The 24,471-nt window shown below is 65.6% G+C and carries 23 protein-coding genes and 1 pseudogene; 8 read left to right on the forward strand and 16 right to left on the reverse strand.

Features of this window, described 5'->3' with window-relative positions:
- Positions 1–90: 90 nt before the first annotated feature.
- The 3 genes from ACZ60G_RS42265 to rpsA all read right to left on the reverse strand — a co-directional run bounded on the left by ACZ60G_RS42265 (position 91) and on the right by rpsA (position 4,788).
- Positions 91–1,635: a phospholipase C gene (locus tag ACZ60G_RS42265; RefSeq protein ID WP_465817800.1), complete on the reverse strand. Its 1,545-nt coding sequence runs from the start codon at positions 1,633–1,635 to the stop codon at positions 91–93.
- 129 nt (positions 1,636–1,764) lie between these two features.
- Positions 1,765–3,222, reverse strand: a complete 1,458-nt coding sequence (locus ACZ60G_RS42270) for an SPFH domain-containing protein (protein WP_465817802.1) — start codon at positions 3,220–3,222, stop codon at positions 1,765–1,767.
- A 96-nt stretch (positions 3,223–3,318) separates the two neighbouring features.
- Positions 3,319–4,788, reverse strand: coding sequence for a 30S ribosomal protein S1 (rpsA, locus tag ACZ60G_RS42275; protein WP_465817804.1), 1,470 nt, complete (start codon positions 4,786–4,788; stop codon positions 3,319–3,321).
- A 292-nt stretch (positions 4,789–5,080) separates the two neighbouring features.
- On the opposite strand from rpsA, the gene ACZ60G_RS42280 reads away from it, so the two are divergent.
- On the forward strand, positions 5,081–5,935 hold the full coding sequence (locus ACZ60G_RS42280) for a class I SAM-dependent methyltransferase (protein WP_465817806.1): 855 nt from the start codon (positions 5,081–5,083) through the stop codon (positions 5,933–5,935).
- A 4-nt stretch (positions 5,936–5,939) separates the two neighbouring features.
- On the opposite strand, the gene ACZ60G_RS42285 is transcribed toward ACZ60G_RS42280, so the two are convergent.
- Entirely contained in the window at positions 5,940–6,521 is a 582-nt protein-coding gene (locus tag ACZ60G_RS42285; protein WP_465817808.1) for a hypothetical protein, read from the reverse strand.
- A gap of 43 nt (positions 6,522–6,564) precedes the next feature.
- Entirely contained in the window at positions 6,565–7,152 is a 588-nt protein-coding gene (locus ACZ60G_RS42290; protein WP_465817810.1) for a TetR/AcrR family transcriptional regulator, read from the reverse strand.
- Between the two features lie 43 nt (positions 7,153–7,195).
- On the opposite strand from ACZ60G_RS42290, the gene ACZ60G_RS42295 reads away from it, so the two are divergent.
- Entirely contained in the window at positions 7,196–8,092 is an 897-nt protein-coding gene (locus tag ACZ60G_RS42295; RefSeq protein WP_465817811.1) for an SDR family NAD(P)-dependent oxidoreductase, read from the forward strand.
- A gap of 76 nt (positions 8,093–8,168) precedes the next feature.
- Here ACZ60G_RS42295 and ACZ60G_RS42300 read toward each other — a convergent pair whose 3' ends face one another.
- From ACZ60G_RS42300 to ACZ60G_RS42310, 3 genes are all read right to left on the reverse strand, one after another.
- Positions 8,169–8,339 carry a type II toxin-antitoxin system antitoxin gene (locus tag ACZ60G_RS42300; RefSeq protein ID WP_157187107.1) on the reverse strand — a complete coding sequence of 57 codons (171 nt, stop codon included), beginning with the start codon at positions 8,337–8,339 and terminating at the stop codon, positions 8,169–8,171.
- A gap of 8 nt (positions 8,340–8,347) precedes the next feature.
- Positions 8,348–9,232: an SPFH domain-containing protein gene (locus ACZ60G_RS42305; protein WP_387295553.1), complete on the reverse strand. Its 885-nt coding sequence runs from the start codon at positions 9,230–9,232 to the stop codon at positions 8,348–8,350.
- A gap of 75 nt (positions 9,233–9,307) precedes the next feature.
- Positions 9,308–10,672: an FAD-binding oxidoreductase gene (locus ACZ60G_RS42310; RefSeq protein WP_465817814.1), complete on the reverse strand. Its 1,365-nt coding sequence runs from the start codon at positions 10,670–10,672 to the stop codon at positions 9,308–9,310.
- Positions 10,673–10,743: 71 nt separating this feature from the next.
- Here ACZ60G_RS42310 and ACZ60G_RS42315 point away from each other — a divergent pair, with 71 nt between their 5' ends.
- On the forward strand, positions 10,744–11,637 hold the full coding sequence (locus ACZ60G_RS42315) for a LysR family transcriptional regulator (RefSeq protein ID WP_465817815.1): 894 nt from the start codon (positions 10,744–10,746) through the stop codon (positions 11,635–11,637).
- A 2-nt stretch (positions 11,638–11,639) separates the two neighbouring features.
- Here ACZ60G_RS42315 and ACZ60G_RS42320 read toward each other — a convergent pair whose 3' ends face one another.
- From ACZ60G_RS42320 to ACZ60G_RS42335, 4 genes are all read right to left on the reverse strand, one after another.
- Positions 11,640–12,392, reverse strand: coding sequence for an amino acid ABC transporter ATP-binding protein (locus ACZ60G_RS42320; RefSeq protein ID WP_465817874.1), 753 nt, complete (start codon positions 12,390–12,392; stop codon positions 11,640–11,642).
- A gap of 35 nt (positions 12,393–12,427) precedes the next feature.
- Positions 12,428–13,390, reverse strand: a complete 963-nt coding sequence (locus tag ACZ60G_RS42325; protein ID WP_465817817.1) for an amino acid ABC transporter permease — start codon at positions 13,388–13,390, stop codon at positions 12,428–12,430.
- 3 nt (positions 13,391–13,393) lie between these two features.
- On the reverse strand, positions 13,394–14,314 hold the full coding sequence (locus ACZ60G_RS42330) for an ABC transporter substrate-binding protein (RefSeq protein WP_465817819.1): 921 nt from the start codon (positions 14,312–14,314) through the stop codon (positions 13,394–13,396).
- A 201-nt stretch (positions 14,315–14,515) separates the two neighbouring features.
- Positions 14,516–15,583: an isocitrate/isopropylmalate dehydrogenase family protein gene (locus ACZ60G_RS42335; protein WP_465817876.1), complete on the reverse strand. Its 1,068-nt coding sequence runs from the start codon at positions 15,581–15,583 to the stop codon at positions 14,516–14,518.
- A gap of 107 nt (positions 15,584–15,690) precedes the next feature.
- On the opposite strand from ACZ60G_RS42335, the gene ACZ60G_RS42340 reads away from it, so the two are divergent.
- Both ACZ60G_RS42340 and trxA read left to right on the forward strand, forming a co-directional pair.
- Positions 15,691–16,212, forward strand: a complete 522-nt coding sequence (locus ACZ60G_RS42340; protein WP_465817820.1) for a 2'-5' RNA ligase family protein — start codon at positions 15,691–15,693, stop codon at positions 16,210–16,212.
- A 68-nt stretch (positions 16,213–16,280) separates the two neighbouring features.
- Positions 16,281–16,649, forward strand: a complete 369-nt coding sequence (trxA, locus tag ACZ60G_RS42345) for a thioredoxin (protein WP_433521811.1) — start codon at positions 16,281–16,283, stop codon at positions 16,647–16,649.
- 62 nt (positions 16,650–16,711) lie between these two features.
- On the opposite strand, the gene ACZ60G_RS42350 is transcribed toward trxA, so the two are convergent.
- Entirely contained in the window at positions 16,712–17,146 is a 435-nt protein-coding gene (locus tag ACZ60G_RS42350) for a 2-keto-3-deoxygluconate kinase (protein ID WP_465817822.1), read from the reverse strand.
- A 371-nt stretch (positions 17,147–17,517) separates the two neighbouring features.
- Here ACZ60G_RS42350 and ACZ60G_RS42355 point away from each other — a divergent pair, with 371 nt between their 5' ends.
- Both ACZ60G_RS42355 and ACZ60G_RS42360 read left to right on the forward strand, forming a co-directional pair.
- A complete protein-coding gene (locus ACZ60G_RS42355) occupies positions 17,518–17,829 on the forward strand; it encodes a DUF6191 domain-containing protein (protein ID WP_397055058.1) in 312 nt (103 codons plus the stop codon).
- A 300-nt stretch (positions 17,830–18,129) separates the two neighbouring features.
- Positions 18,130–18,246: pseudogene (locus ACZ60G_RS42360) on the forward strand (hypothetical protein); the annotation flags it as partial.
- Between the two features lie 120 nt (positions 18,247–18,366).
- Here the strand turns inward: ACZ60G_RS42360 and polA are convergent.
- A complete protein-coding gene (polA, locus tag ACZ60G_RS42365) occupies positions 18,367–21,069 on the reverse strand; it encodes a DNA polymerase I (protein ID WP_465817878.1) in 2,703 nt (900 codons plus the stop codon).
- A 163-nt stretch (positions 21,070–21,232) separates the two neighbouring features.
- Here polA and ACZ60G_RS42370 point away from each other — a divergent pair, with 163 nt between their 5' ends.
- Complete coding sequence (locus ACZ60G_RS42370) at positions 21,233–21,649, forward strand: nuclear transport factor 2 family protein (RefSeq protein WP_465817824.1); 417 nt, start codon at positions 21,233–21,235, stop codon at positions 21,647–21,649.
- A gap of 12 nt (positions 21,650–21,661) precedes the next feature.
- On the opposite strand, the gene ACZ60G_RS42375 is transcribed toward ACZ60G_RS42370, so the two are convergent.
- Entirely contained in the window at positions 21,662–22,669 is a 1,008-nt protein-coding gene (locus ACZ60G_RS42375; protein ID WP_465817826.1) for a neutral zinc metallopeptidase, read from the reverse strand.
- 83 nt (positions 22,670–22,752) lie between these two features.
- Positions 22,753–24,429, reverse strand: a complete 1,677-nt coding sequence (locus ACZ60G_RS42380; protein ID WP_465817828.1) for a DUF885 domain-containing protein — start codon at positions 24,427–24,429, stop codon at positions 22,753–22,755.
- Between the last annotated feature and the right edge of the window lie 42 nt (positions 24,430–24,471).

Consider the following 24,471-nt stretch of genomic DNA (forward strand, 5'->3'; position numbering starts at 1 on the left):
ATACGACAAACTCGCCGTCCGCTACCTGGCCACTGTCCACATCGCAGCCATCAACATCTGGCTTGGCACCGGCTACTTCTTAAACACGGCCTAGCCCCGCACGATGCCACTCGGACGGCGTCGCGAGCCGGGCTGCTGGGTCGGCATCTGGTTGGGCGGCACCGGATACGGAACACCCGAGTTTTCGGCGCCCAGTGCGATATTCGGGCCGCACTGGGCGATCGCGGCATCCATTTTCGGCTTCGGATCACTCAGCACCGGCTTCGCCGCATCCGGGGTCGAGCCGAAATCGAAGGCCGAGGTCATATCGCCGGTGACACTGCGCCGCCACCGCGTCAGGTTCGGCACCTCGACGCCGAAGCGAGTTTCCAGCAGCCGCAGCTGAGACGTGTGATCGAAGGTCTCCGAGGCGACCAGCCCGCCGCGGCTGTACGGCGAAAGCACCAGGCCGGGAACGCGATAGCCCAAACCGATCGGACCCGCGATACCGTTGGATGCCTTCACCCGATCCAGCGGCACGGTGACGAATTCGCCCGATGTGCCCGCGGGTGCGGTCGGCGGGGTGACGTGGTCGAAGAAGCCGCCGTTCTCGTCGTAGCTGATGATCAGCGCGGTCTTCTCCCACACCTTCGGATTGGAGGTGAGGATATCGAGCAGTTGCACGATGCCGTATGCGCCGAACGCCGCGGGCAACGCGGGATGTTCGCAGTTGAGCAACGACGGAATCACCCAGGACACGGCGGGCAGCGTGTCGTTGGCGACATCGGCCTGAAAGTCGTTGGGATACACCGGCGCAAGACCGCGCCGAGCCAATTCGGAATTCGGATCCGAGGATTGGGTGAAACAGCCGAGCATGCCGTCCAGAATCACCGAGGACAGCGGGCCGACATCGCGATTGTTGTAGACCTTCCAGCTGACGCCCGCCTCGGAGAGGTTCTCCGGGAAGGTCCGCCAGCTGTAGACATGCTGTGGAATCAGCGTGGGCGTCTCCAGCAGCGGCCCACCCGCCACGCCATCCGGGTCGATGGTGGCGCTGATCCAGTACAGCCGGTTCGGGTCCGTCGGGCCCAGGACCGAGCAGTGGTAGTTGTCGCAGATGGTGAACGCATCGGCGAGTTCGTGGTGGATCGGAATGTCCTCGCGCAGGTAGTAGCCCATGGCCGCGGGTGCGTTGGCGGGGCCGACGCTGGCAATGGACATCGGCATCCACTGATCGTTGGCGCCGCCGTTCCAGGCCCGGTGCATACCGCCCCAGCTGTGATCCGGATCGTTGATGCATTCACCGTCGAGGGTCGCGCCGCGGGTGGTGTCGAGGCGGAACGGATTCACGAAGCCGTCCGGGGTCGGACCGACACCGGGCGTCCATCCGTACTGCTGCCACGCCTTTGACGCCTCGCCGAAGCCGCGCACACCGGACATGGTGCCGAAATAGTGGTCGAATGAACGGTTTTCCTGCATGAGCAGCACGAAATGCTCGATATCGCCGAGGCCTCCGGTGCCTGCCGGATCGGCGGCGAATGCGCGTTCGATGATCGGGTTGGCCCAGGACGCCAATGCGCCAACCGCTCCCGCCGCGGCGGCCTTCGCCAGGAACTGCCTACGGTTGAGACCGCTGAACGGACTCGCTGCGCACATGCGTGGTGTTCCTTCTCATCCGGGCTGATCGGTCGGGGTTGATCTTGCCAGCAGGCTGCCGACACGCTGCACCCTATCGCTCGGTCGGGCACACATTCCGGCGAAGTTGGTCAATTGTCCGACTTATCGCTATCGGCGGTTCACCTGATCCCCCGACTCCTCGAGCCCGGCCCTGCTCTCGCTCAACGTCCGTGCCGCCGACCACGTTTCGAGCACCCGCGTCAGCTGCCCGATGAGCGCGGACAGCCCGGACAGATCCCCGCCGAGTTGATACGTCGTCAACTCACCGGGCGTCGGCAACTGCGCGACGATCTGCGGAAGCGAATCGACCAGTTGCGCCTGCGTGGCCGCGGCCGAGCGGTGATTCGTATTGTCGATCCGAATCCGATCACGTTCCAGATCGAGCAGGGCGTCATCATGCGTCGCCCGCGAGCGCCGGGCCGCGACGGCGATCTCACCGTCGAGTTCCAGCTCCCGCAATTCCACCTTCCTGCGCAGGTTTTCGGCCTGTTCGCCATGTTGCTCGCGCTCCAACCGCAGCGCGTGCAGTGCGGTCTCCTTGGCCAGATCGGCTACCGCGCGCTGATCGTCGTGCTCACGAGTGGTGCGCCGCAACCGTTCCGCGGTCTCCCGATCGAACCGCGCGGCCTCGTTGCGCGCCCGCAGTTCGGCCAATTCCCGCTCGTTCTCGATCCTGCGTTCCTCGGCGACCCTATTCGCGTCCGTCTCACGGGCCGAAAGCACTTCCTGCGCGGCGAGTTCCGCGAGGCGGGCGATCTGGTTCTGTTCGCTACGGTAGGGCTTCTGCAGGTTCTCCCACAGCGTCGAGGAGCTGACCACCGCCTCCTTGATCTGCACCGTGACAATGCGCAGGCCGAGCCCACGATCGCTGTCCGCCTCGGCATTTCGATCGGCGCTGCCCTCGGCGACCGCCCGCAGCCGCGCGGTCAACTCTTCGATGATCGGCTGTTTATCGCTGAGCACGTCGCGCACACCCATCGTGGAGACCTTGTCCTTGATGGCCGCCTCGGCCTGCTCGCGCAGCTGAATGTTGACCAGCCGCATGGGATCTTCGGCATCGGAGAAGTCCAGCTTGCGGTACGCGGTGGCGAAATCCTCGATGATCCACTGCACATAGCCCTGCACCAGCACACCCTGCAGTTCACTGCAGATGCAGTAGGCGTTGATGAGAATCGTCTGCATCGCGCCCGGCACAACGAGATACGAATCCGTCGTGGGGTTGAATCGGAACGACATCCCGAGGCCGATGTGCAGCGGTGCGCCGCGACCGCGGCGGGTGTGCACGACGAAGGCATTGGGTGGCACCAAAACCGTTTGCCAGCGCCAGAATCCGGTGACCCGGACCTCCACCGGCCCCGGACCACTGCCCTGTGGTGTGGGCCCGACCAGTTCGGCCCGCTTAGCGGTCGCACTGCGCCGCACCGGACCGCCCGGTGCCGCCGGCGCTGCGGCCGAAGCCATCGGCGCCGGGGCGACGGGTTTGCGGCTACGCAGGTCACCCTCGAGCGCCGCCTGCTGCGCCACCACTTGGTCGAGATAATCGTTCTTGGCCGGATTGCTCCCCATGTCCGGGCACACTACCGGTTGCCGCAACACGAAGGCCCCGGTCCGATCGGACCGGGGCCTTCGCTACTGCGCTGTTGAATCAGGTGCTACCGGGAATCAGGCGTTGCCGGAGAGCTTCTCACGCAGGGCCGCGAGCTGGGCGTCGCTGGCGAGCGAACCGCCGGCGGGCTCGGCCTGGCCGGAGGACGCCTGCGCACCACTCTCGGAGGAGTAGTTGCCCGACGCGCCGCCGCCGTTCGCGGCCTCGGCCGCGGCGTCGGCCGCCATCTTCTCCATCTGCGCGGTGTGCATCTTGTGGCGACGCTCCGCCTCTGCGTAGCGGCCTTCCCACTCTTCGCGCTGCTTGTCGAAGCCCTCGAGCCACTCGTTAGTGTCGGGGTCGAAGCCCTCGGGGAAGATGTAGTTGCCCTGGTCGTCGTAGCTGTCGGCCATGCCGTACTTCGACGGGTCGAACTCGGCGTGGTAGTCCTCGTTCGCCTGCTTCAGCGACAGCGAGATCCGGCGACGCTCCAGGTCGATGTCGATGACCTTGACCATCGCGTCGTCGCTGACCGAGACAACCTGATCCGGGACCTCCACGTGGCGCTCGGCCAGCTCGGAGATGTGCACCAGGCCTTCGATGCCCTCTTCGACGCGCACGAACGCACCGAACGGAACCAGCTTGGTGACCTTGCCCGGCACGATCTGGCCGATCGCGTGGGTGCGGGCGAACTGACGCCACGGGTCTTCCTGGGTCGCCTTGAGCGACAGCGAAACACGCTCGCGGTCCAGGTCGACGTCGAGGACCTCGACGGTGACCTCGTTGCCGACCTCGACAACCTCGGACGGGTGGTCGATGTGCTTCCAGGACAGCTCGGAGACGTGCACCAGACCGTCGACGCCGCCGAGATCGACGAACGCGCCGAAGTTGACGATCGAGGAGACCACACCCTTGCGGACCTGGCCCTTCTGCAGCTGGTGCAGGAACTCGCTGCGGACCTCGGACTGGGTCTGCTCGAGCCAGGCGCGGCGGGAAAGGACCACATTGTTGCGGTTCTTGTCCAGCTCGATGATCTTGGCCTCGATCTCCTTGCCGACGTACGGCTGGAGATCGCGGACCCGGCGCATCTCGACCAGGGAGGCCGGGAGGAAGCCGCGCAGGCCGATGTCCAGGATCAGACCACCCTTGACGACCTCGATGACGGTGCCCTTGACGGCTTCGTCCTTCTCCTTGAGCTCCTCGATGGTGCCCCACGCCCGCTCGTACTGCGCCCGCTTCTTCGACAGGATCAGGCGGCCTTCTTTGTCCTCCTTGGTGAGAACAAGAGCCTCGACCTCATCGCCCACGGAAACGACCTCGTTGGGGTCGACGTCGTGCTTGATGGAGAGTTCGCGAGAGGGGATGACGCCTTCGGTCTTGTAACCGATGTCGAGCAGGACCTCGTCGCGATCGACCTTGACGATGGTTCCTTCGACGATGTCGCCGTCGTTGAAGTACTTGATCGTGGCGTCGATGGCGGCGAGGAAGTCCTCGGCGGAGCCGATGTCGTTGACGGCTACCTGCGGCGAGGTGACGGTGGTGGGCATATGTCGGTTTGCTCCGGACGGATTGTGGTCGGTTGCGGACATTGGAACTTTCGGTACGCTGCGATCTCACCGCGATGACGCGACGTGACGGACATAATGAACGTACCGCACGCAAACGCTTGTGAAACTCAGCACGGGTGTTGGCGATACTTTCTGTACAGTTGCCCCCGCAGATTGTTACTGCAATGACACCGGTACGGGCAGTACCCAAGACACTCGCGCGTTCAGCGTACGCGACCTTGGTCCAGCCGGGCAAACCGGTCCCGACGCCACGCCGGGATAGTCTGACGGCGTGTCGGAAGATCGCCATGCGCAGGCAAATGCACTGCTAGGGACCACCGCGACCGCGCGGACCAGAATCGGCTCGGCCGCCAGTCAGCAGGCCAGTCGGCGCTGGTGGGACGCCGATGCCGACCAGTATCACGAAACCCACGCCGACTTTCTCGGCGTCGACTCCCCTGAGGGCGAATTCATCTGGTGCCCGGAGGGCTTGCACGAGGGCGATATGCATTTCCTCGGCGAGGTCGCCGGTAAGCGGATCCTGGAGATCGGATGCGGATCCGCACCGTGTTCGCGCTGGTTGGCCGGGCAGGGAGCGCAGCCGGTCGGGCTCGACCTGTCCATGGGGATGCTCGCGCGCGGCATCGCGGCGATGACGCGCGGCGGACCGCGGGTGCCATTGGTGCAGGCGGGGGCCGAGGCATTGCCGTTCGCCGATGAATCCTTCGATCTGGCGTGTTCGTCCTTCGGCGCGGTCCCGTTCGTCGCGGACTCCGAACTGGTGATGCGCGAGGTTGCGCGGGTGTTGCGGCCGGGCGGTCGCTGGGTGTTCTCGGTGAACCATCCGATGCGCTGGATATTTCCGGACGACCCCGGACCCGCCGGTCTGACCGCCTCGATCCCCTACTTCGACCGCACGCCGTATGTAGAGGTCGACAGCGAGGGCGCGCCGACCTACGTCGAACACCACCGCACCATCGGGGATCGGGTGCGCGAGATCGTCGCAGCGGGGCTGCTGCTCGATGACATCGTCGAACCGGACTGGCCGGAATGGCTCGAGCGGGAGTGGGGACAGTGGAGTCCGCTGCGGGGTGAGTTGTTCCCCGGCACCGCCATCTTCGTCACCCACAAACCGGCCTGCGCCTGACTTCTCAGAACGCCGGGAGGGCCGCGAAGTTCGGATCGAGACGGGCGGCGGGGCAGGTGTATGCCACCCAGCGGCGGGCACGCGAGAGCGGATGATCGGGGAAGCGCTCGTCCCAGCGCAGGTCATCGGCCATGTTGTAGGGCAGCGCGCCTTGCAGACCGGGGGCGTACGGATGGGGCGGATACATATTGTCGAAGCCGATTTCCAGTGCGAGGACCGCCTCACGGATTCCGGTGGTGCCGGTCTCCGGGCAGAGGATCTGCAGCACCGCACTGCAATTCGCCTTCGGTACGGTGAGCGAGGCGGCGAAGATCAGGCCCGTCGGCTGATCCGGCAGTCGCATCTTCTGCAGCCGCAGCAGTGCCGGTTGCGAATCGATACCGACGACGAAAGCTTCGATGAGACAACCGCTTTCGGCATGGATCTCGGCGAGCCTGCGGCGCAGCGCAGCCAGGTCCGTCAGTGGCGCGGGCAGATCTGGTACCAGATCGAAGTAACTCAACTGAACAATGTCGCCCGTGGCGGGGTCCCGCCACGCGTTGCTGTCGAGCTGCTGTAATCCACTGGTGTCGAACGAAATTGGCACCCGATCACGCTACTGCGGACGCGGCATCGCCTGAGGTGCCGGGTCAGATACCGGCCGAACGAAATTCATCGAGCAATGCGGTTCGCGCATCGCCGATGTGCGAGCCGAGGTCGCCGCCGGTGTGCAGCCAGATCTCGTAGCCCGCGAAGAAACAGGCCATGCCGACTTTGGCCCACAGCAGCGGCCGCACATCGGTGCCCGCCGCTACGCCCAATCGGCGCGCAAGGTGTTCGGCGACAAGGGATTCCACCGCATTTCGTTTGGCCAGCTCGCGGGCCTGCAGGGCCGGATTGCCCGCGATCAGCGCATCGCGGGCACGCGCGTCGGCGATGCGGTCGGCGAAACGTTCGACCAGCGGGCCGATGACCGCTGCCATGGTCGCCTCCGGCGATTCGTCGGCCGGACGGTCGGCCAATAGCCGAGCCAGCTCCGCGCGATGTTCGTCGTCCTCAGCGAATAGCAATTCGTCCTTGCTCGCGTAGTAGCGGTGCAGGGTGCGTGTCCCGACTTCGGCTTCGGCGGCGATATCAGCAACGGTCACGGCGTCGTACCCGCGCTCGACAAACAATCGCAGCGCGGCATCGGCGATCGCCCGCCTGGTCCGCTCCTTCTTCCGATCCCGCAATGACATCGGAATATTGTCGCACAGCGCGCCATATGGCAGACTCTGCCATATGACAACAAGTGACAGAACTGTTGTGATCACCGGCGGCACCAGCGGACTCGGCCGTGAATGCGCGCGGGCGCTCGCCGCCGATCCACGATGGACGGTCGTCGTAACCGGGCGCGACGCCGACCGGGCCCGGACGGAAGCCGCCGCCATCGGGGCGCGGGCGGCAACACTCGACCTCGGCGCACTGGCCTCCGTCGCCCATTTCGCCGACGAATTCCGCAGCAGCGGACTGCCCCCGTTGCGCGCGCTGGTCTGCAATGCGGGACTGCAATTCACCCGCCGCAGCTACACCGAGGACGGCATCGAGGCCACCTTCGGCGTCAACCATCTTGGACACGTCGCACTGGTCCAAGCGCTGCTCGACGACCTGATCGCGCCCGCGCGCATCGTCTTCGTCACCTCCGGAACGCACAATCCGGATCAGTTCACGGGCATGCCCGATCCGCTGGATACCGATGTCCGCGAACTCGCCTACCCACCCGAGTCGACCGAATTCGCGCAGCGCGACGGCCGTCGCCGCTACAGCACGTCGAAGTTGGCGAACCTGCAGACCGCCTACGAATTGGCGCGACAATTCGAGGCGCGCGGCATCACGGTGAATGCCTTCGATCCTGGACTGATGCCGGGCACCGGCCTCGCCAGGGATGCCGGGTCGGCGGCACAACTGTTGTGGCGCACGGTCGCTCGGGGTCTGGTGTTATTGCCCGGCGTGAATACGCCGCGCCGATCGGGCGAGGATCTCGCGTGGCTGGTCACGGATCCGTCGCTCGACGAGGTGTCCGGCCGGCATTTCGTGGGCCGCACCGCGAAACCGTCGTCGAAGGCGTCCTATGACCGCGACGCGCAACGCGCGCTGTACGCCGACAGTCTCGAACTCCTCGGCGAACTCGCGCGCTGACACATCGTCGGACCGAATACCGACGATGCCGAATACCCGTGGGCATTCGGCATCGTTACGGCAGAGCTTATTCCGGCTACTCCTCGGCCGGTTTCGCCTTCGGGCCACGCCCCGCCTGTTTCAACGCGAGGCGAAGTGCGTACTCGATCTGGGCATTGATACTGCGCAGGTCGTCGGCGGCCCATTGGGCAATCGCCTCGTGTATCGCCGGGTCCAGGCGTAGCAGGATCTTCTTGCGCTCGGCCATGAGGCGACTCAGGAGTAGAGCGAGCCGGTATTGACGACGGGTTGGGTAGCGCGGTCACCGCAGAGGACGACCAGCAGGTTGGAGACCATGGCAGCCTTGCGTTCCTCGTCGAGTTCGACGACGCCCTGTTCGGCGAGCCGGTCCAGTGCGAGGCGGACCATGCCGACCGCGCCCTCGACAATGCGGGTGCGCGCGGCGACCACCTGGGCCGCCTGCTGCCGCACGAGCATGGCCTGGGCGATCTCCGGCGCGTACGCGAGGTGGGTGATCCTGGCCTCGATGACCTCGATACCCGCCAGATCGGTGCGGTCGCGCAATTCGATGGTCAATTCCTCGGCCACCTCGGCGCCGTCGCGCAGGCTGGTGGTGTTCTGGTCGTGCGCGTCGTACGGGTGGGTCGTGGCCAGATGCCGCACCGCTGCCTCGGACTGGGTCTCCACGTACTCCTCGTAGTCGTCGACCGAGAAGGCGGCCTTGAAGCTGTCGACCACCCGGTAGACCACGACGGCGGCGATCTCCACCGGATTGCCGTCGGCATCGTTGACCTTGAGCTTCTGGGTTTCGAAGTTACGCACCTTCAGCGAGATGCTGCGCCGGTCGGTGAGCGGCACCACCGAATAGAAGCCGGGTTCGCTCAGCGAGCCTATGTAGCGGCCGAAGAACTGAACGACCTTGGCCTCGTTGGGATTCACCACGGTGAGCCCGGTGGCCAGCAGCAGGAGCACGACCACGACCACGGTCGCGATGATCGCGCCGACCAGGGCGAGCACATTGTCGTTGTGCGCGGCCACGGCGTATCCGGCAATGGCGCCGCCACCGATCAGGAGCGTGAGGACAAACCACGACACCAGCACGAGAAAGCCGTTGACGTGGAACGCCGACCGAAGCTTCATGACATCCTCCGAGTATCAAAGTGATATCACGAAGATAGCACCAGACCGCCCCCGGCGATAGGGCGGTCGCGGCGATCAACTCGCAGGTGTGATGTTGCGGTTGAAGCGGAACATGTTGCGGGAGTCGTACTTCGCCTTCAGCATGGCGAGCCGGGCGTAGGTGTCCGGCGCGTAGCCACCTCGGGTCTGCGCCTCGTCGGCTGCGGCACCCGCACCGTAGAGGAAGTTCAGGCTGTGGCCGACGGTCCACGGCGCGAGTGCCGTGCGGACCACCGCAAGCTCCTCGGGCGCGGCGTCACCCGCATCGGGTCCGGGCATGGTGATGACGCGAACGATGTACTCGGCATCCCGGTTGTCCACGGCAATCCCCGCAGGACCACGCCTGCCTAGCGCTCCGCCGAGGTGCCGGATATCGACGACCGCCTGAATCGTCGATTCGGGTCCAGTGGCAGTGAGCAAGGCCGACAACGTTTCTCCGGTGAGCTCACCGAGCAAGGCGTTGGTGGCGGCGTAGGCATGCGGGTGGTCGGGATCACTGTGGATGGTGTGCGACTCGGTGTACGGCATGAGCCGCAGATCGTCCTTCAAACGATCCCCGACCGCGCGCAACGGCGCGACCAGACGCTCGCCGTCCGCTGCGGATCCGTTGTAGGCGATCCGGATCGATGCGACATAGCGCCCGCGCAGCGGTTCCGGAATCTGCGGAATGGGCGGGAAGGCCATGACTGTCACCGTCGAGGTCACCTCGTCGGGAAGCGTCGCGGTCCAGTCCTTCCAGGCTTCCATGGCCTGCTGGACCAGCGGGGTATCGAAGACCAACTGACCGCCGTAGACGGACACAACCGGCACGAGTTCCAGTTCCAACGCGGTCACCACGCCGAAGTTGCCACCGCTGCCGAGCACCGCGCCGAAGAGTTCGTCGCCGGGGGTCAGCGTGCGGACCCGACCGTCGGCCGTGACGATCTCGATGACCCGCACATGTTCGGCGGCGTAACCGAATTGCCGTGCCAGTAGGCCTAATCCGCCGCCGAGGCTGTAGCCGACGACCCCGACCGACGGCGAGGACCCGTTCAGCGGCGCCAGCCCGTACGGTGCGGCGGCCTCGACCAGCGCGCCCGCCCGCACTCCGGCGCCGACACGGGCGATGCGCGCCTGCGGGTCGATCCGGATATCGGTCATCCGGCGGGTGCTGATCAGCACGCCGCCGTCGGCCGCGACCGAGAGTCCGTGCCCGGTGGCCTGGACCGCAACCGGAAGCCCCTGGCGCGCGGCGTATTCCACCGCACTGCGTACATCCTCTGTGTGCACCGCGCCGACGACCAATGCGGGGCGGTGGCGGTAAGCGGCCTGGAAGCCGGCGATCTCTTCGTCATATCCGGTGTCGCCGGGGCGGAAGACCGGGCCGGTGAAGGTGTCGATGATCTCTGCGGTGTTTCCCATGCCTTAGACGATGCCGCGCGCCGAGCCAGAAGTACAACAGATAGTTCTGCTTGGACCTATAATCAACAGTTATGGAACTGCGCCAACTTCGATACTTCGTGACCGTGGTCGAGGAGGCCAACTTCACCCGCGCCGCCGCCCGATTGCACCTGGCTCAACCCGGACTCAGCGCCCAGATCCGCCAGCTCGAACACGAACTGGGACAACAACTTCTGGATCGCGGCGGCCGCTCGGTGACCTTGACCGAGGTGGGCGCGGCGGTGCTGGCGCATGCCAGGGCCGCGCTGGCGGCGACCGAGCGGATTACCGCGACGGTGGACGAATTCACCGGACTGCTCCGTGGACACGTCCGCCTCGGCTGCATCTCCGGCGCGGGCGACGAGGAATTCGATATCGCCTCGGTGCTCGCGGATTTTCACGACGATCACCCGCAGGTCGGCATCAGCCTGACCGAGGACACCTCCGAACGGATGCTCGCGGCGGTGCGCAGCGGCGAGCTGGATATCGCCCTGGTCGGATTGACCGGTGCGGACATCGGCGCCGATATCGGCATAGATGTTGTGCTCGATACGCCGGTGGTCGCGGCGGTCGCGCTGGGCGGTAAGAAGCGTGCATCGATCACGCTCGACCAGTTGCGTGAGCACTCGCTGATCTGTCTACCGCGCGGCACCGGCATCCGGGGTGTCTTCGATCGCGCCTGCGCCGCAGCGGGATTCGAACCCGATATCGCATTCGAGGCCGCCGCTCCCCCGCTGTTGCTGCGGCTCGCCGCCCGTGGCCTCGGCATCGCGGTGGTGCCCGCGCTGACCGCCGAGGAGGCCACGGCATTCGGCGTGCGGGTGCTGCCGATCACCGAACCGGAGCTGCGCGGACAACTCGCGCTGGCGTGGCGGCGCGATCGCCCGGGCAGTCCGGCCGCGAAAGTCCTGCTCGGACAACTCCGTATCGGCTTGGGCGGCCGCTGAATTCAGAGCAATCGCGACAGGAACGCCTTGGTGCGTTCATGTTTCGGGTCGGCGAGCACCTCGCGCGGATTACCCGCCTCCACGACCACACCGCCGTCCATGAACACCAGTTGATCGGCAACCTCACGGGCGAAACCCATTTCGTGGGTCACGACCACCATGGTCATACCGTCGGCGGCGAGTTCGCGCATGACCCCGAGCACCTCGCCGACCAATTCCGGATCCAGCGCCGAGGTGGGCTCGTCGAAGAGCATCAGCTTGGGATCCATGGCCAGCGCACGGGCGATCGCGACGCGCTGCTGCTGTCCGCCGGAGAGCTGGGCCGGATAGGCATTCGCCTTGTCCCCCATGCCGACCCGGTCCAGCAACTCGTGCGCACGCGCCACCGCGTCCGCCTTGCGGATGCCCTTCACCTGGATAGGCGCCTCGACAATGTTCTCCAGCGCCGTCCGATGCGGGAACAGGTTGAAATGCTGGAACACCATGCCGATATCGCGGCGCTGCTTGGCCGCATCGCGCGGGTGCAATTCGTAGAGTTTGCCGCCCTTTTCGCGATAGCCGATCAGGTCGCCGTCGACATAGAGCCGACCCGCGTTCACCTGCTCGAGGTGGTTGATACAGCGCAGGAAGGTCGACTTACCCGAACCCGACGGCCCGATCAGGCACAGCACATCGCCGCGCCCGACCTCGAGCGAAATACCCTTGAGCACCTGCAGCGCACCGAAGTTCTTGCACACCCGATCCGCACGGATCATCGGCTGTACGCCAGCCGGCCCTACCTTGTCTGCGCTCATTTCGCCTTCACAATCGTCTGAGCGTCGGCCAGTTCCTGCAACTGCTTGGCGGTCAGCTGCCGCGAGGCGCCCCGCGAGTAGTAGCGCTCCAGGTAGTACTGCCCGATCATCAGCACGCTGGTGACCGCGAGATACCAAGTGGCGGTGACCAATAGCAATGGAATCGGCTGGAAGTTCACGCCGTAGATATCGCGGGCCCGGCCGTACAGGTCGGTGCTCAACGGGATCGCGGTGACGAGCGCGGTGGTCTTGAGCATTCCGATCAGCTCATTGCCGGTGGGCGGGATGATCACCCGCATGGCCTGCGGCAGCACGGTCCTGCGCATGGTCTGCGACCACGACATGCCGAGCGCCGTCGAGGCCTCGCGCTGCCCCTCGCCGACGGAATTGATTCCGGCACGAACGATTTCGGCCATATACGCGGCCTCGTTCAGTGCGAGGCCGATCACCGCGAAGGCGAACGCGGCCTGCAGCCCCTGCACGTCGATCCGCACGAACTCGGGCCCGAACGGCACACCGAGCTGGATCGACTTGTAGAGCGACGGGAACAGACCCCAGAAGACCAACTGCACGAAAACCGGTGTGCCACGGAAGATCCAGAGATACACCCACGCCACGGCGCGCAACACCGGATTCGGCGACAGACGCATCACCGCGAGCAACGCGCCGAGCACGATGGCGATCGCCATCGCGAACACGGTCAGCTCGAGGGTGACCACCGCGCCGGAGGCGATCCGGCTGTCGAACAAATACTTTCGATAGGTGCCCCACCCGTACGCGGGATTGGTGGCCGCGCCGTAGATGAACAACCCGAGCAGGGCGAGAATGATCGCCGCGGCGATCCAGCGGCCCGGCCTGCGTAGTGGAACGGCCTTGATCGGCTCCGGTTCTGCCGCGTCGATCGGCCCGCCGGGCCCGGTGTTGTCGCCGGGCGCCGACGTGATTTCGGATGACGACATCGATCAGCCCGCGGCGCCGTTGATGACCGACTTGGTGATCGCGCCTTCCTGCACACCCCAGTTCTTGGTGATCTCCATGTACTTACCGTTATCGATCAGGTGTTGGACGGCGGCCTGCAGCGCCTTGCCGAGCGCCGAACCCTTGGGGATGGCCCAACCGTAGGGTGCGGAATCGAAGACCTTGCCCGCCGCCTCGATCTTGCCGTCGCTCTTCTTGATCGCGTACGCGGTCACCGGCGAATCCGCCGACATCGCGTCGACCTGGCCGAGCACCAGTGCGTTGGTCGCCGCGCTCTGCTCATCGAACGGCTTCTTATCGATGGCGGGCTTGCCCTCCGCCTCGCATTTCTTGCTGCGCGCCGGAATCTCGTCGGTGTCCTGAACCGTGGTGGCCTGCACCGCGACCCGCTTACCGCAGGCATTGTCCGGGTCGATCGGCTTACCCGTCTGCTGCGCCCACTGGCTGCCCGCGTTGAAGTAGGTGGTGAAGTCGACGCTCTGTTCACGTTCCTTCGAGTCGGTGATGGAGGACATGCCGACGTCGTAGGTGCCCGCCTGGATCGCGGGAATGATCTTCTCGAAGGAGGACTCGAGGTATTCGGCCTTGAGGCCGAGGGTCGCGGCGACCGCGTCCATCATGTCTACATCGAAGCCGACGATCTTGCCGCTCGGATCCTTGTACTCGTTGGGCTGATACGGGATATTGACTCCGACGACGAGCTTGCCCGACTGCTTGATCTTGTCCGGGAGCAGCGCGGCGGCCGTGTCGAGCTTGTCGATACCCTGTACCTTCGCTACCGCGGGCGAGTTGTCTTCGGAGTTACTACAGCCCGTCAACACCAGTGCACCACCGGCTAGTACGCACATCGCTTGCAGGGCGCGCCTGCCAAGAACCGATCGAACAGACACAGCAGCCCTCCACATTTCGGATTCGAGAAACCCGGGTGTCACCACCCGTTTGGCAATCTAAGCGATCGTCGCGTTTCGTGCTGGACAGTAACGGAAGATTATCCGTTCTGTGCGGAACACTCCGGGCACAGCAAACACTCAGGTACCGGCGGTGGACCCTACCGGACGGTCCAGTGTTCGAACGAGCCGGGTTCACGGTCGCCCCGCCGATCCGAGTCAGCGGCGGTGCACCCTGGCGCAGACCTGCTCGGTGAATTCGCTGGTCGAGGCGAGACCGCCCAGGTCGGCGGTGGCAATGCCCGCGGCAAAGGCGCCCGCGACGGCGCGTTCGATACGCTCACCCGCGCTCGACAGCGCGCGGTTGTTGTCGCGAATTCCCAGCCAGTGCAACAACATTGCCGCCGAGAGTTGGAGCGCCGCCGGGTTTGCGCGGTTGTGTCCGGCCAGTGTCGGCGCGGCGCCGTGCACCGCCTGTGCCATCGCCTTGGTCGCCGAGCAGTTTAGCGATGCGGCGATGCCGAGCGAGCCGCTCAGCTCACCCGCGAGATCGGAAAGGATGTCGCCGAAGAGATTCTCGGTCACCACCACGTCGTAGTCGTGGGCGGCGCGGACCAGATGGGCGGCGACCGCGTCGACGTGTTCGTCGTCGACCTCGACGCCCGGATAGGCGTGAGCGACGTCATAGCAGACGTCGCGGAACAGGCCCATGGTCATGGGCAGCACATTGGCCTTGTGCACGATGGTGACCCGCTTACGTCGCGCGGCCGCGAGCCGGAAGGCATCGTGCGCGATCCGCTCGCAGGCCTGCCGGGTGATCAGGCCGACCGCCATCGCCACGTCGGGGGTGGGCCGGAACTCGCCCGACCCGGCGAACATATTGCGGTCGGCGTAGAACCCCTCGCTGTTCTCCCGGACGATCACCAGATCGATATCGGGAGCGCTCGACTTGATTCCGGCGAAGGCACGGGCGGGGCGGATATTCGCGTAGAGGCCGAAGCGTTTGCGGATGGCGCCGCCGGGTGCGATTCGATGTTCGGGAGGGTAGGCGGCATTGTCGTGCGGGCCGAGGATCCAGGCATCGAGTTCGTCGAGGACCGCGAGGGTCTGCTCCGGCAGCGGATTGCCGAATTCCGCGATCGCGTGCTGGCCCATCGGTAACCGAACCCAGTCGACCGCGGCCGCGCCGACCGCGGCGAGTGCTTCGTCGACCACCGCGCGGGTGGCGCGCACCACCTCGGGGCCGATGCCGTCACCTTCGATGAGGCCGAGTCGCATGGGCGACATATCACGGTTCACCTGGCCATCCTCCCGCGAGACGGTTCGTGCGCCGACAACTGGGCCGCGTGTTCGCTGCCCATCGAGCCGCGCGGGCGGCTAACCTCTCGTGAACTATGGTGCAGTCGGTCGAATTGCTATTGGACGATGTGGCCGATGCGGAGATCCGGCGGCAGTGGCAGTTGCTCGCCGATGCAGGCATTCCGAGTTTGGCCGGCAAGCAGGCCGAAACCAACCGGCCGCATATCACCGTCGCGGTGGCCAGGCAGATCTGGCCGCGCATCGATCACGCACTGGACCAGCTCACCTTCCGGCCGATTCCGATACGACTCGGCGGCGTACTGGTCTTCGGTGCGCGCAATCCGATCCTGGTCCGGTCGGTGGTGCCCTCGGAACACCTGCTCGCACTGCAGCGTCGTATTTTCGCCGTCGTTTCGCCGTGTCCCGACATACCGTCGAATGTGCAACCCGACGGGTGGACGCCGCATATCACCCTGGCCAGACGAGTGCCGACGCAGCATTTGGGCGAGGCGATCCACGCCGTCGCCAGGGACCGTGATTTTCCCGCGACCGTCGTGGGTATCCGGCGTTGGGACGGCGATCAGCGGCGCGAGTGGCCGGTCGCCCGGGGAAGATAGAGGCACCGTCGGAAGATATGTACCGCGCCGGACGTTATAGCTGGCGACATACGACACGAGAGGACGTCATGGCCACCCAGACGCTGAACCAACAGAATTTCGATGAGATCGTCACCGGAAACGACGTGGTACTCGTCGATTTCTGGGCCGACTGGTGCGGTCCGTGCAAGAGCTTCGCGCCCACCTTCGAGGCCTCCTCGGACAAGCATCCCGATGTCGTGCACGGCAAGGTCGACACCGAGGCCGAACAGGGTCTGGCCGCCGCCGCCAACATCCGCTCGATTCCGACCATCATGGCGTTCCGCGAGGGCGTGCTGGTCTTCGCGCAGCCGGGCGCCCTGCCGCCCGCCGCGCTGGAGGATCTGGTCACCCAGGTGAAGGCGCTGGATATGGACGAGGTTCGCAAGCAACTCGCCGAGCAGCAGCCCGGTCAGTAAACCGCGCCGACGGGCCGTTCACATTCCGCGGAATGTGAACGGCCCGTTGCGTTTTCGTACGTTCAGACGCCCAGCTTGTTGACGCCCGCGATCATCGCGCGGACGGTCGATTCGGCGCCGTCGTCGGCCAGGGCCGCGCCCCAGCCGCGTCTGCCGTTGCATTCGCACTGCACGAACGTCGCGGTGCCCGCAGCGGTGCGGCGCTGGTGGAATTGCAGGATTTCGACCGGATAGCCCTCGTCGTAGAGGGCCGAGGTCATCGCGGCGACCGGGCTGCCGGTGGCGATCACCGTGCGCAGATGGTCGGCGAATTCCAGGGTGGCCGTGAACTCCGCGCTCCGATTGCCCGCGGGCGACCAGTCGCCGACCCGAATTGGGCCGGCGTGCTCGCAATAGCGGTGGTGGAATTGCGCGGGTGTCAGATCGGCGCATTCGGCGCGCAGCGCCTTGGGGGCAGCGGCGATGAACATGTTGGGGTCAAGAGTCAGGATGGTCATTGTGCGGAGGTCTTCCCGAGGATTGTCTTCTCAATTGACAGAGGGGACCAGCAGTAAGTAGTCAGTAGCCCGCAGCGAGGGGGCCGGTCCGAATCAGACCCCGCTACGGCGGGTTACTACGAGAAGTCGCCGGGTTGCCACCATCGCGGTAAGCGGAATTAGCACTGCGCTGTCGCGGTCTGCGACATGGAGCGCGGCGCTGTGGCGGTCGGCGGGATTCGGCACGCCGACCAGAATATGTCGATCCCGACGCAATAGCAACCACATATGTTGCCCCGTCGCGCCTACTCGCGAGTACCATCTGCGCAGCTCAGGGGCATAGCGCCGAGGCGCGGATGGCAAGCCGCCGTCGCGGCGGTACTTTCGGTCACATGGGTGCCCTTGTCGCCATGACCATTCCCGGGTTGGCCATCCTGCTGATCGGACTCGCATTCGTCGAGGTGCTGTGGAATCGGCTCACCGGCAGTCGGATACTGCCGTGGTTCAAGCACCGCAAGCACACGCCGGTCGCCGCGACCGGATTCGAACAGGTCGCCGCGACCTTTCAAGGTTCGAAGCATTACGAGTTCGAGCAGCGGCAGACGGCGCTGATGCATAAAGAAGACAAGTCCGACGGAGCGCCGCCGCGCGATGAGATCGATCTGCGCACCGGGTCGGCGAAGCTGGTGCGGCGCGAGCAGTGATCATTCGAACGTGAACGATCCGGCGGTCCGACGTAGTATCCGCACCATCGGAAAGCTGTCCCGGGGGACATTGATGTCGTTATCGGTCTTGGCTCGAGCTGGATGTGCGCTGGTTGTCGCCGTGACCTGGCGATCGGTGTAACCGGTTGCGGCTCCGCGATTTCCGGACAGGCCGAGCCCGGCATGACCCCGGCGAACCTGACTGCTCTCAATACCGGGCCGTACCAGTCCGCACCGCAGGTCTACCGGCCGAAGATCAGTTACAACACCCAGGTCTTCCATATCGAGTCCCGCCGCATGATGGGCTATCTCGTCTCGCCCTACCAGATCGATCCGGATATGAAGTTGCTGGAGGCGGTGCGGGTCATCGACCAGAGCAGCTTCCGCAGCATTACCGGCGAATTCCCGGAGAGCTATGCGCCGGTCGCCGAACGCAGCCATCTCATCGGCGGTGCGCTGACCAGGCGGTCCAATATTGGCCGCCGGGCACTGAATTGCGGTGCGGCACACCGGATTTCCGGTGTGCCGCCCAAACGCTCAGTGCGCGGCGGAGTCCCAGCTGCGGCCGGTGCCGACGGATACGTCCAACGGGACCGACAGCGTGATCGCCGAGGACATCTGTTCGCGGGCGAGTGCGTCGAGGGCGTCCTTCTCCCCCTCGGCGACCTCGAAGACCAGTTCGTCGTGGATCTGCAGCAGCATGCGCGAGCGCAGGCCCGCCTCCTTGATCGCCTTGTGCACGTTGATCATCGCGACCTTGATGATGTCGGCGGCAGTGCCCTGGATGGGCGCGTTGAGGGCCATACGTTCGGCAGACTCGCGGCGCTGGCGGTTACTGGAATCCAGATCGGGCAGGTAGCGGCGGCGACCGAAGAGGGTTTCGGTATAGCCGACCTTGCGTGCCTGTTCGACGACCTCGTACAGGTAGTCGCGAATGCCGCCGAAGCGGTCGAAGTAGACCTCCATCTGCTCCTTGGCCTCCTGCGTGCTGATCTTCAGCTGCGTCGAAAGGCCATAGGAGCTCAGGCCGTACGCGAGACCGTAGGACATCGCCTTGATCCGGCGGCGCATCTCGGGTGTCACCTCCGACAGCGGGATATCGAAGGCCTTGGAGGCGACGAAAGTATGCAGATCCTCGCCGGAGTTGAAGGCCTCGATCAGGCCTTCATCACCGGAAAGGTGGGCCATGATACGCATTTCGATCTGGCTGTAATCCGCGGTCATCAGCGACTGGTAGCCCGGGCCGACCACGAAGGTGTCGCGGATCTGGCGGCCGGTGTCGGTGCGGATCGGAATGTTCTGCAGATTCGGCTCGGTCGAGGACAGTCGGCCGGTGGCGGCGATGGTCTGGTTGAACGTGGTGTGGATGCGGCCGTCGTCGGCGACGGATTTGAGCAGCCCGTCCACGGTGACCTTGAGCCGGGTGGCGTCGCGGTGCTCGAGCAGATGCCGCAGGAACGGATGCTCGGTCTTCTCGAACAGCGATTCCAGCGCGTCGGCATCGGTGGTGTAGCCGGTCTTGGTGCGCTTGGTCTTCGGCATATCGAGTTCGTCGAAGAGCACCACCTGCAGCTGCTTGGGTGAGCCGAGGTTGATCTGCTTGCCGATCACGGCATAGGCGGCGTTGGCCGCATCGGTGACCTTATCGGCGAATTGGCGCTGCAGGTTCTCGAGCTGCTCGATATCGACCGCGATGCCGGCGTTCTCCAGTTCGGCGAGCACGCTGAGCAGTGGCAGTTCCATATCGTCGAGCAGTGCGCTGGATTCGATCTGGCGCAGTTCGCCGTCGAGTGCCTCGGCCAGGTCGAGAACCGCCCTGGCGCGCAGCATTTCGGTCTGCGCCAGCTCGGCGTCCACGGTGTCGGCGTCGTCGAGCAGGGACAGCTGCGGGGTTTCGTCGGTTTCGGCGCGCAGTTCGCGGTGCAGATAGCGCAGCGAGAGATCGTCGAGGTTGAAGCTGCGCTGGCCGGGGCGGACCAGGTAGGCGGCCAGCGCGGTATCGCTGGTGAGACCGGCCAGGGTCCAGCCGCGACCACGCAGCGCGTGCATGGCGGCCTTGGCCTCGTGCAGGGCCTTCGGCACGGCCGGATCGGCCAGCCAAGCGCCAAGTGCGGCTTCGTCTTCCGGGGTCAGCACGGCGACATCGATGTAGCCGCTCTCGCCGTCCGCGGCGGCGATGGCGAGCGCGCGCGCGTCGCCATTACCTGGAGTATTGGTGCCGACCACCGAAATACCGTGTCGGGCACCGACTTTCGCATGTTCGGCGAGCCACTCGGTGACCGCGCCGACCTCGAGCGCGCCGCCGCTGATCTCGAAGCCGGATTCGGCCTCGGGCTCCGGCGGGGCAAGGGTTTCGAAGAGCCGGTCGCGCAGCACCCGGAACTCCAGGTCGTCGAAGAGCTGATGGATCTTGTTGCGATCCCACGGCTGCTGGGCCAGCTGATCGGGGGTGTAGGGCAGCGGAACGTCGCGGACCATCTCGGTGAGCTGGCGGTTGAGCACGACACTGCTGAGATTGGCGCGCAGTGCGTCGCCGACCTTGCCCTTCACCTCGTCCACCTTGTCGACGAGGGTGGTCAGATCGCCGTATTCACGAATCCACTTGGCGGCGGTCTTCTCCCCGACGCCCGGAATGCCGGGCAGGTTATCGCTCGGGTCGCCGCGCAGGGCCGCGTAATCCGGGTACTGGGCCGGGGTGAGCTGATATTTGGCCATCACCTCATCCGGGGTGAACCGGGTGAGATCGGAGACGCCCTTGCGCGGGTAGAGCAGTGTGACCTCATCGCTGACCAGCTGGATGGCATCACGGTCACCGGAGACGATCAGAACGCGGAAGCCTTCGCCCACGGCCTGGGTCGCGATGGTGGCGATCAGATCGTCGGCCTCGAAACCGTCGATCGCCATCACCGGGATGCCCATGGCGCCGAGCACATCCTTGGTGAGTTCGACCTGGCCGCGGAACTCATCGGGCGTGGCACTGCGCCCGGCCTTGTACTCCGGATACGCCTCGGTGCGGAAGGTCTTGCGGCTGACATCGAAAGCGGCCGCGATATGCGTCGGCTTCTCGTCCCGCAACAGATTGATCAGCATCGCGGTGAATCCGTACACCGCATTCGTGGTCTGCCCGGTGACCGTCTTGAAGTTCTCCGCGGGCAGCGCGAAGAACGCGCGATAGGCAATCGAATGCCCGTCCAACAGCAACAACGTCGGCCGCTCACCACCCGCATCACCGGCTGCCATAGGCACGACGCTGGAACGCTGATCAGTAGTCGCTGGGGTCACGTGCAAGAGTCTAGGGAGCCCCACCGACAATCCACAGCCGCGGCACCCCCTTGTTGTGCGAGTCCAGCGAGCCGTCCGATTTCCGCCGGAAGCGATACGCCGCGGCAACCATGATTTCCCGGTGACCACAACCCGCGCAGCACTGCAGAACTTTTTCGCCGCCGAAGCCGCCTACATCACCGAGGGCGCGAACTTCGATGCGATGGCCGCCTGCCTGGCCCCCGATGTCGTCATGTACCAGGCCGAGCACCTCCCCTACGGCGGCGAATGGCACGGCCCCGACGGCATCGAGAACTTCATGGCGGCGATGAGCCGGACCTGGGCCTCGCTGGAGTTCCTCGAGCAGCGGTTCGTGGTGGACGGCGACGCGGTGGTCATCTACAACCGCGGCCGCATGCTGGCCCGCGCCACCGGCCGGATGCTGGAGACCTCGGTGATGCAGCTGATGACATTCCGCGACGGACTGATCGCCGAAATCCGGCCGTTCTATCTGGATACCGCGGCCGTCATCGAGGTACTGACCCAAGCGCACCGCTGATAGAGCACGCACTCATTCCACGTGGGCCGGAGAGCTGTACCAGGTATTGCACTCCCAGGTGTCGCCCTTGTCGGAGCCCCATTTCCACCAGCCCCACACGTTTTCCTCGGTGCCTTGCATGCGTGGATCGCGGGTTGCGTGGCCGCTCTGGACGGTGTGGGAGGCTTCGGTCCAGGTTTGTTCATCGATATCGGCGCGGCCGAAGTTGGTGCCGAGGAACATGCCGGAGAAGCAGCGGGCCTGCAGTTCCATGCGGCGGCTCTGCTCGCGACCGGTGGTGGTTTCCTTGCCGACGGTCGCACGTTTTTCGTTGTAGGCCTGCATGACGCCGATCAGGTTCTGCACGTGGTGGCCGTATTCGGTACTGAGGACGGCCAATTGGGCGCCGCGACGCGAGCCGCTGGACAGCGGCCGCATGGCGTCGTACGGCAGAACCAGGGTTTCGTCGAGGGCGCAGTAGAAGGTTGTCGGGCCGTTGCGCAGTCGCTGCACGCATTGGCTTGCCACATCACGGGATTCGGTGGGGGCGAGTAGCCGCGGCGGATGGAACGGCAGTCCGGCACCGCGCAGTGTCGGTTCCCATGACGCGTCCAGGCAGGCGATCGCGGACCGGTAGAAGGCCCGCGCCGTCTCCGGATCGTCGTGCCAGGCGGGCAATTTGCAATCGACCCTGCCGAGTCCGACGTGCTGGGCGAAGAGCGGATGATCGGCCAGCGCCTGCACCGCGCGGCTCGACGCGACCGGCATCCCGGCCGGCGATAACCCCGCCAACGGCGCGAAGGCGACCGGGGGCGCGGCATCGCCGATCGGATTCGCCGAGTCGGGCAGAGCGCCCGCGAATCCCGGTGTCGTCGAATCGGAAATCGTACGCGCAGTACGCGTTTCACCCGCGTCGGCGGAGCGTCCGGTCACCAGCAGCCCCGTCGCGGTGAGCGCACCGATCACACCGAGAACCACCCAGATCAGCACGATGCGATTGCCGCGCAACAGACCGAGCCGAGAGCTGAACGTGCTGTTCATGACCTACCTAGAGAGCTCGATCACCGCACATTCATTGGAACTCCGCCCACATCGGTCCGCAACTCGAGGAGCCGCTCAGCGGGTCACAGTGTGGCCACAAGTTCGCGCAGCACCGGCAGGCTGACCGAGCCGGAGCCGAGCACCACATCGTGGAAGGCCTTGATGTCGAAGGCGGCACCGAGCCGCTCGGCGGTCTGCCGTCGTTGCCGACGAATCTCGAGCTGACCGACCTTATAGGCCACGGCTTGACCGGGGATCGCGATATAGCGGTCGATCTCGACCTCGATCTCGGTCAGCCCGACCGGTGCGTTGGCCACCATGAAGTCGATGGCCTGCTGACGACTCCAGCCCTTGGCGTGGATTCCGGTATCCACGACGAGCCGGCACGAGCGCCACGAATCGGCGGCCAGCATGCCGACGCGCGCCAAATCGTCGTCGTACAAACCCATTTCGTCGGCAAGTCGTTCGGTGTAGAGCGCCCAGCCCTCGACGAAGGCGGTATTCGCGAAGGACTGCCGCTGGAATCGCGGCAGCTGATCGAGTTCATTGGCGATGGTGAGTTGCAGGTGATGCCCCGGAATCGCCTCGTGATAGGCGACCGCCGCCGTCTCGTAGCGGCTGCGGCCGGTGGGTTCGTACTGGTTCACGAAGTAGGTGCCGGGCCTGGATCCGTCCGCGGCGGGCGGAAAGTAGTACGCCGCAGGCGCATCCGCGGCCAGGAATTCCGGCACCGGGACGATATCGCAGGATTCCTTGGGCAGGCGGCCGAACCAGTTGCCCATCTCCGCGACCGCCGCGCCGAGCGCACGCTGCGCATCGGCCATGATCTCCTCGCCACTGACATAACGCAGTTCGGTATCCCGGCGCAGGCGGGTGAAGATTTCGGCGGTATCGGCAGTGCCGAACAACCGGGTGCCGACCGCTGCGTATTCCGCACGCAGCAGCGCCAATTCGGAGAGACCGAGCTCGTGGATCTCGTCCGCGCCGAGATCGGGCAAGGTGGTGTGGCGGCGCAGCTGCCGCTGGTAGATGTCCTCGCCGTCGGCACCGAGCCAGCACAGGCCGCATTTGTCATCGGGACGGGCGGCGGGCCGCAATTCGTCGGCCAGCACGTCTCGATACCGTTGGAACGCCGGGCGAATCACCTCGCGGGCGACCTCGGTGAGTTCGGTGCGCCAGGCGCCTTCCCCGTCCCAGTCCGCCGGTCCGGCGAAGGTAGCGAACGGATCGGTGGCGATATCGGAGGCCAGGTAGCCATCCAGCTGGTTGAGCGAGCGTTCGATGGTGATGCGCGCCGGCGTGCGGCCTGCGGCCAGGCCGTTGCGGAACTGCTGGACCGCCTGGTCGAACAGCGTGCCGAATTGGCGATACCGCCGGACCAGGGCGTGCGCGTGTTCGGGCTGCGGCGCCTTGGTCTGGGTGGCCATCATGAGCATGCCCGCGTGCACACCGTCCATCTGGTCCGATGCCAGTTCGGTCGGTCGCCACGCCAGATTGTCGATGGCCGTATCCAGTTCGGTGCGCAGCAGACCCCAGGTGACCCGGTCGGTTCCGTCGAGTTCTTCGGCGTCGAGACCGACGACCTGATCGCGCAACTCGCGCAAGGTCGCGAGCAGTCGCTGTTCGGCCTCGGGCGAGCGATCCTCGACGCGGTCGTCGAAGCGGTGGTCGCCGAGCAAGGTGGCTGTGCTCGGCGCGGCCGCCAGCACACTGTCCCAGTAGCGGTCGGCCAGATTCGTCAGTTCGTCATGCCCGTCCACAGCGCCATTCCTCCAGTAGTGGTCATTGGGCGCACCAGCGCC

Source organism: Nocardia sp. NPDC102475, from assembly GCF_055584605.1.

Excerpts from the sequence above, each read along its gene's own strand:
- ACZ60G_RS42265 (WP_465817800.1), bottom strand. The coding sequence starts at position 1,635 with ATGTGCGCAGCGAGTCCGTTCAGCGGTCTCAACCGTAGGCAGTTCCTG.
- ACZ60G_RS42290 (WP_465817810.1), bottom strand. The coding sequence starts at position 7,152 with ATGTCATTGCGGGATCGGAAGAAGGAGCGGACCAGGCGGGCGATCGCC.
- ACZ60G_RS42305 (WP_387295553.1), bottom strand. The coding sequence starts at position 9,232 with ATGAAGCTTCGGTCGGCGTTCCACGTCAACGGCTTTCTCGTGCTGGTG.
- ACZ60G_RS42300 (WP_157187107.1), bottom strand. The coding sequence starts at position 8,339 with ATGGCCGAGCGCAAGAAGATCCTGCTACGCCTGGACCCGGCGATACAC.
- ACZ60G_RS42270 (WP_465817802.1), bottom strand. The coding sequence starts at position 3,222 with ATGGGGAGCAATCCGGCCAAGAACGATTATCTCGACCAAGTGGTGGCG.
- rpsA (WP_465817804.1), bottom strand. The coding sequence starts at position 4,788 with ATGCCCACCACCGTCACCTCGCCGCAGGTAGCCGTCAACGACATCGGC.
- ACZ60G_RS42350 (WP_465817822.1), bottom strand. The coding sequence starts at position 17,146 with ATGACCATCCTGACTCTTGACCCCAACATGTTCATCGCCGCTGCCCCC.
- ACZ60G_RS42325 (WP_465817817.1), bottom strand. The coding sequence starts at position 13,390 with ATGTCGTCATCCGAAATCACGTCGGCGCCCGGCGACAACACCGGGCCC.
- ACZ60G_RS42330 (WP_465817819.1), bottom strand. The coding sequence starts at position 14,314 with ATGTGGAGGGCTGCTGTGTCTGTTCGATCGGTTCTTGGCAGGCGCGCC.
- ACZ60G_RS42335 (WP_465817876.1), bottom strand. The coding sequence starts at position 15,583 with ATGTCGCCCATGCGACTCGGCCTCATCGAAGGTGACGGCATCGGCCCC.
- ACZ60G_RS42320 (WP_465817874.1), bottom strand. The coding sequence starts at position 12,392 with ATGATCCGTGCGGATCGGGTGTGCAAGAACTTCGGTGCGCTGCAGGTG.
- ACZ60G_RS42310 (WP_465817814.1), bottom strand. The coding sequence starts at position 10,672 with ATGGGAAACACCGCAGAGATCATCGACACCTTCACCGGCCCGGTCTTC.
- trxA (WP_433521811.1), top strand. The coding sequence starts at position 16,281 with ATGGCCACCCAGACGCTGAACCAACAGAATTTCGATGAGATCGTCACC.
- ACZ60G_RS42315 (WP_465817815.1), top strand. The coding sequence starts at position 10,744 with ATGGAACTGCGCCAACTTCGATACTTCGTGACCGTGGTCGAGGAGGCC.
- ACZ60G_RS42375 (WP_465817826.1), bottom strand. The coding sequence starts at position 22,669 with ATGAACAGCACGTTCAGCTCTCGGCTCGGTCTGTTGCGCGGCAATCGC.
- polA (WP_465817878.1), bottom strand. The coding sequence starts at position 21,069 with ATGGCAGCCGGTGATGCGGGTGGTGAGCGGCCGACGTTGTTGCTGTTG.
- ACZ60G_RS42295 (WP_465817811.1), top strand. The coding sequence starts at position 7,196 with ATGACAACAAGTGACAGAACTGTTGTGATCACCGGCGGCACCAGCGGA.
- ACZ60G_RS42355 (WP_397055058.1), top strand. The coding sequence starts at position 17,518 with ATGGGTGCCCTTGTCGCCATGACCATTCCCGGGTTGGCCATCCTGCTG.
- ACZ60G_RS42340 (WP_465817820.1), top strand. The coding sequence starts at position 15,691 with ATGGTGCAGTCGGTCGAATTGCTATTGGACGATGTGGCCGATGCGGAG.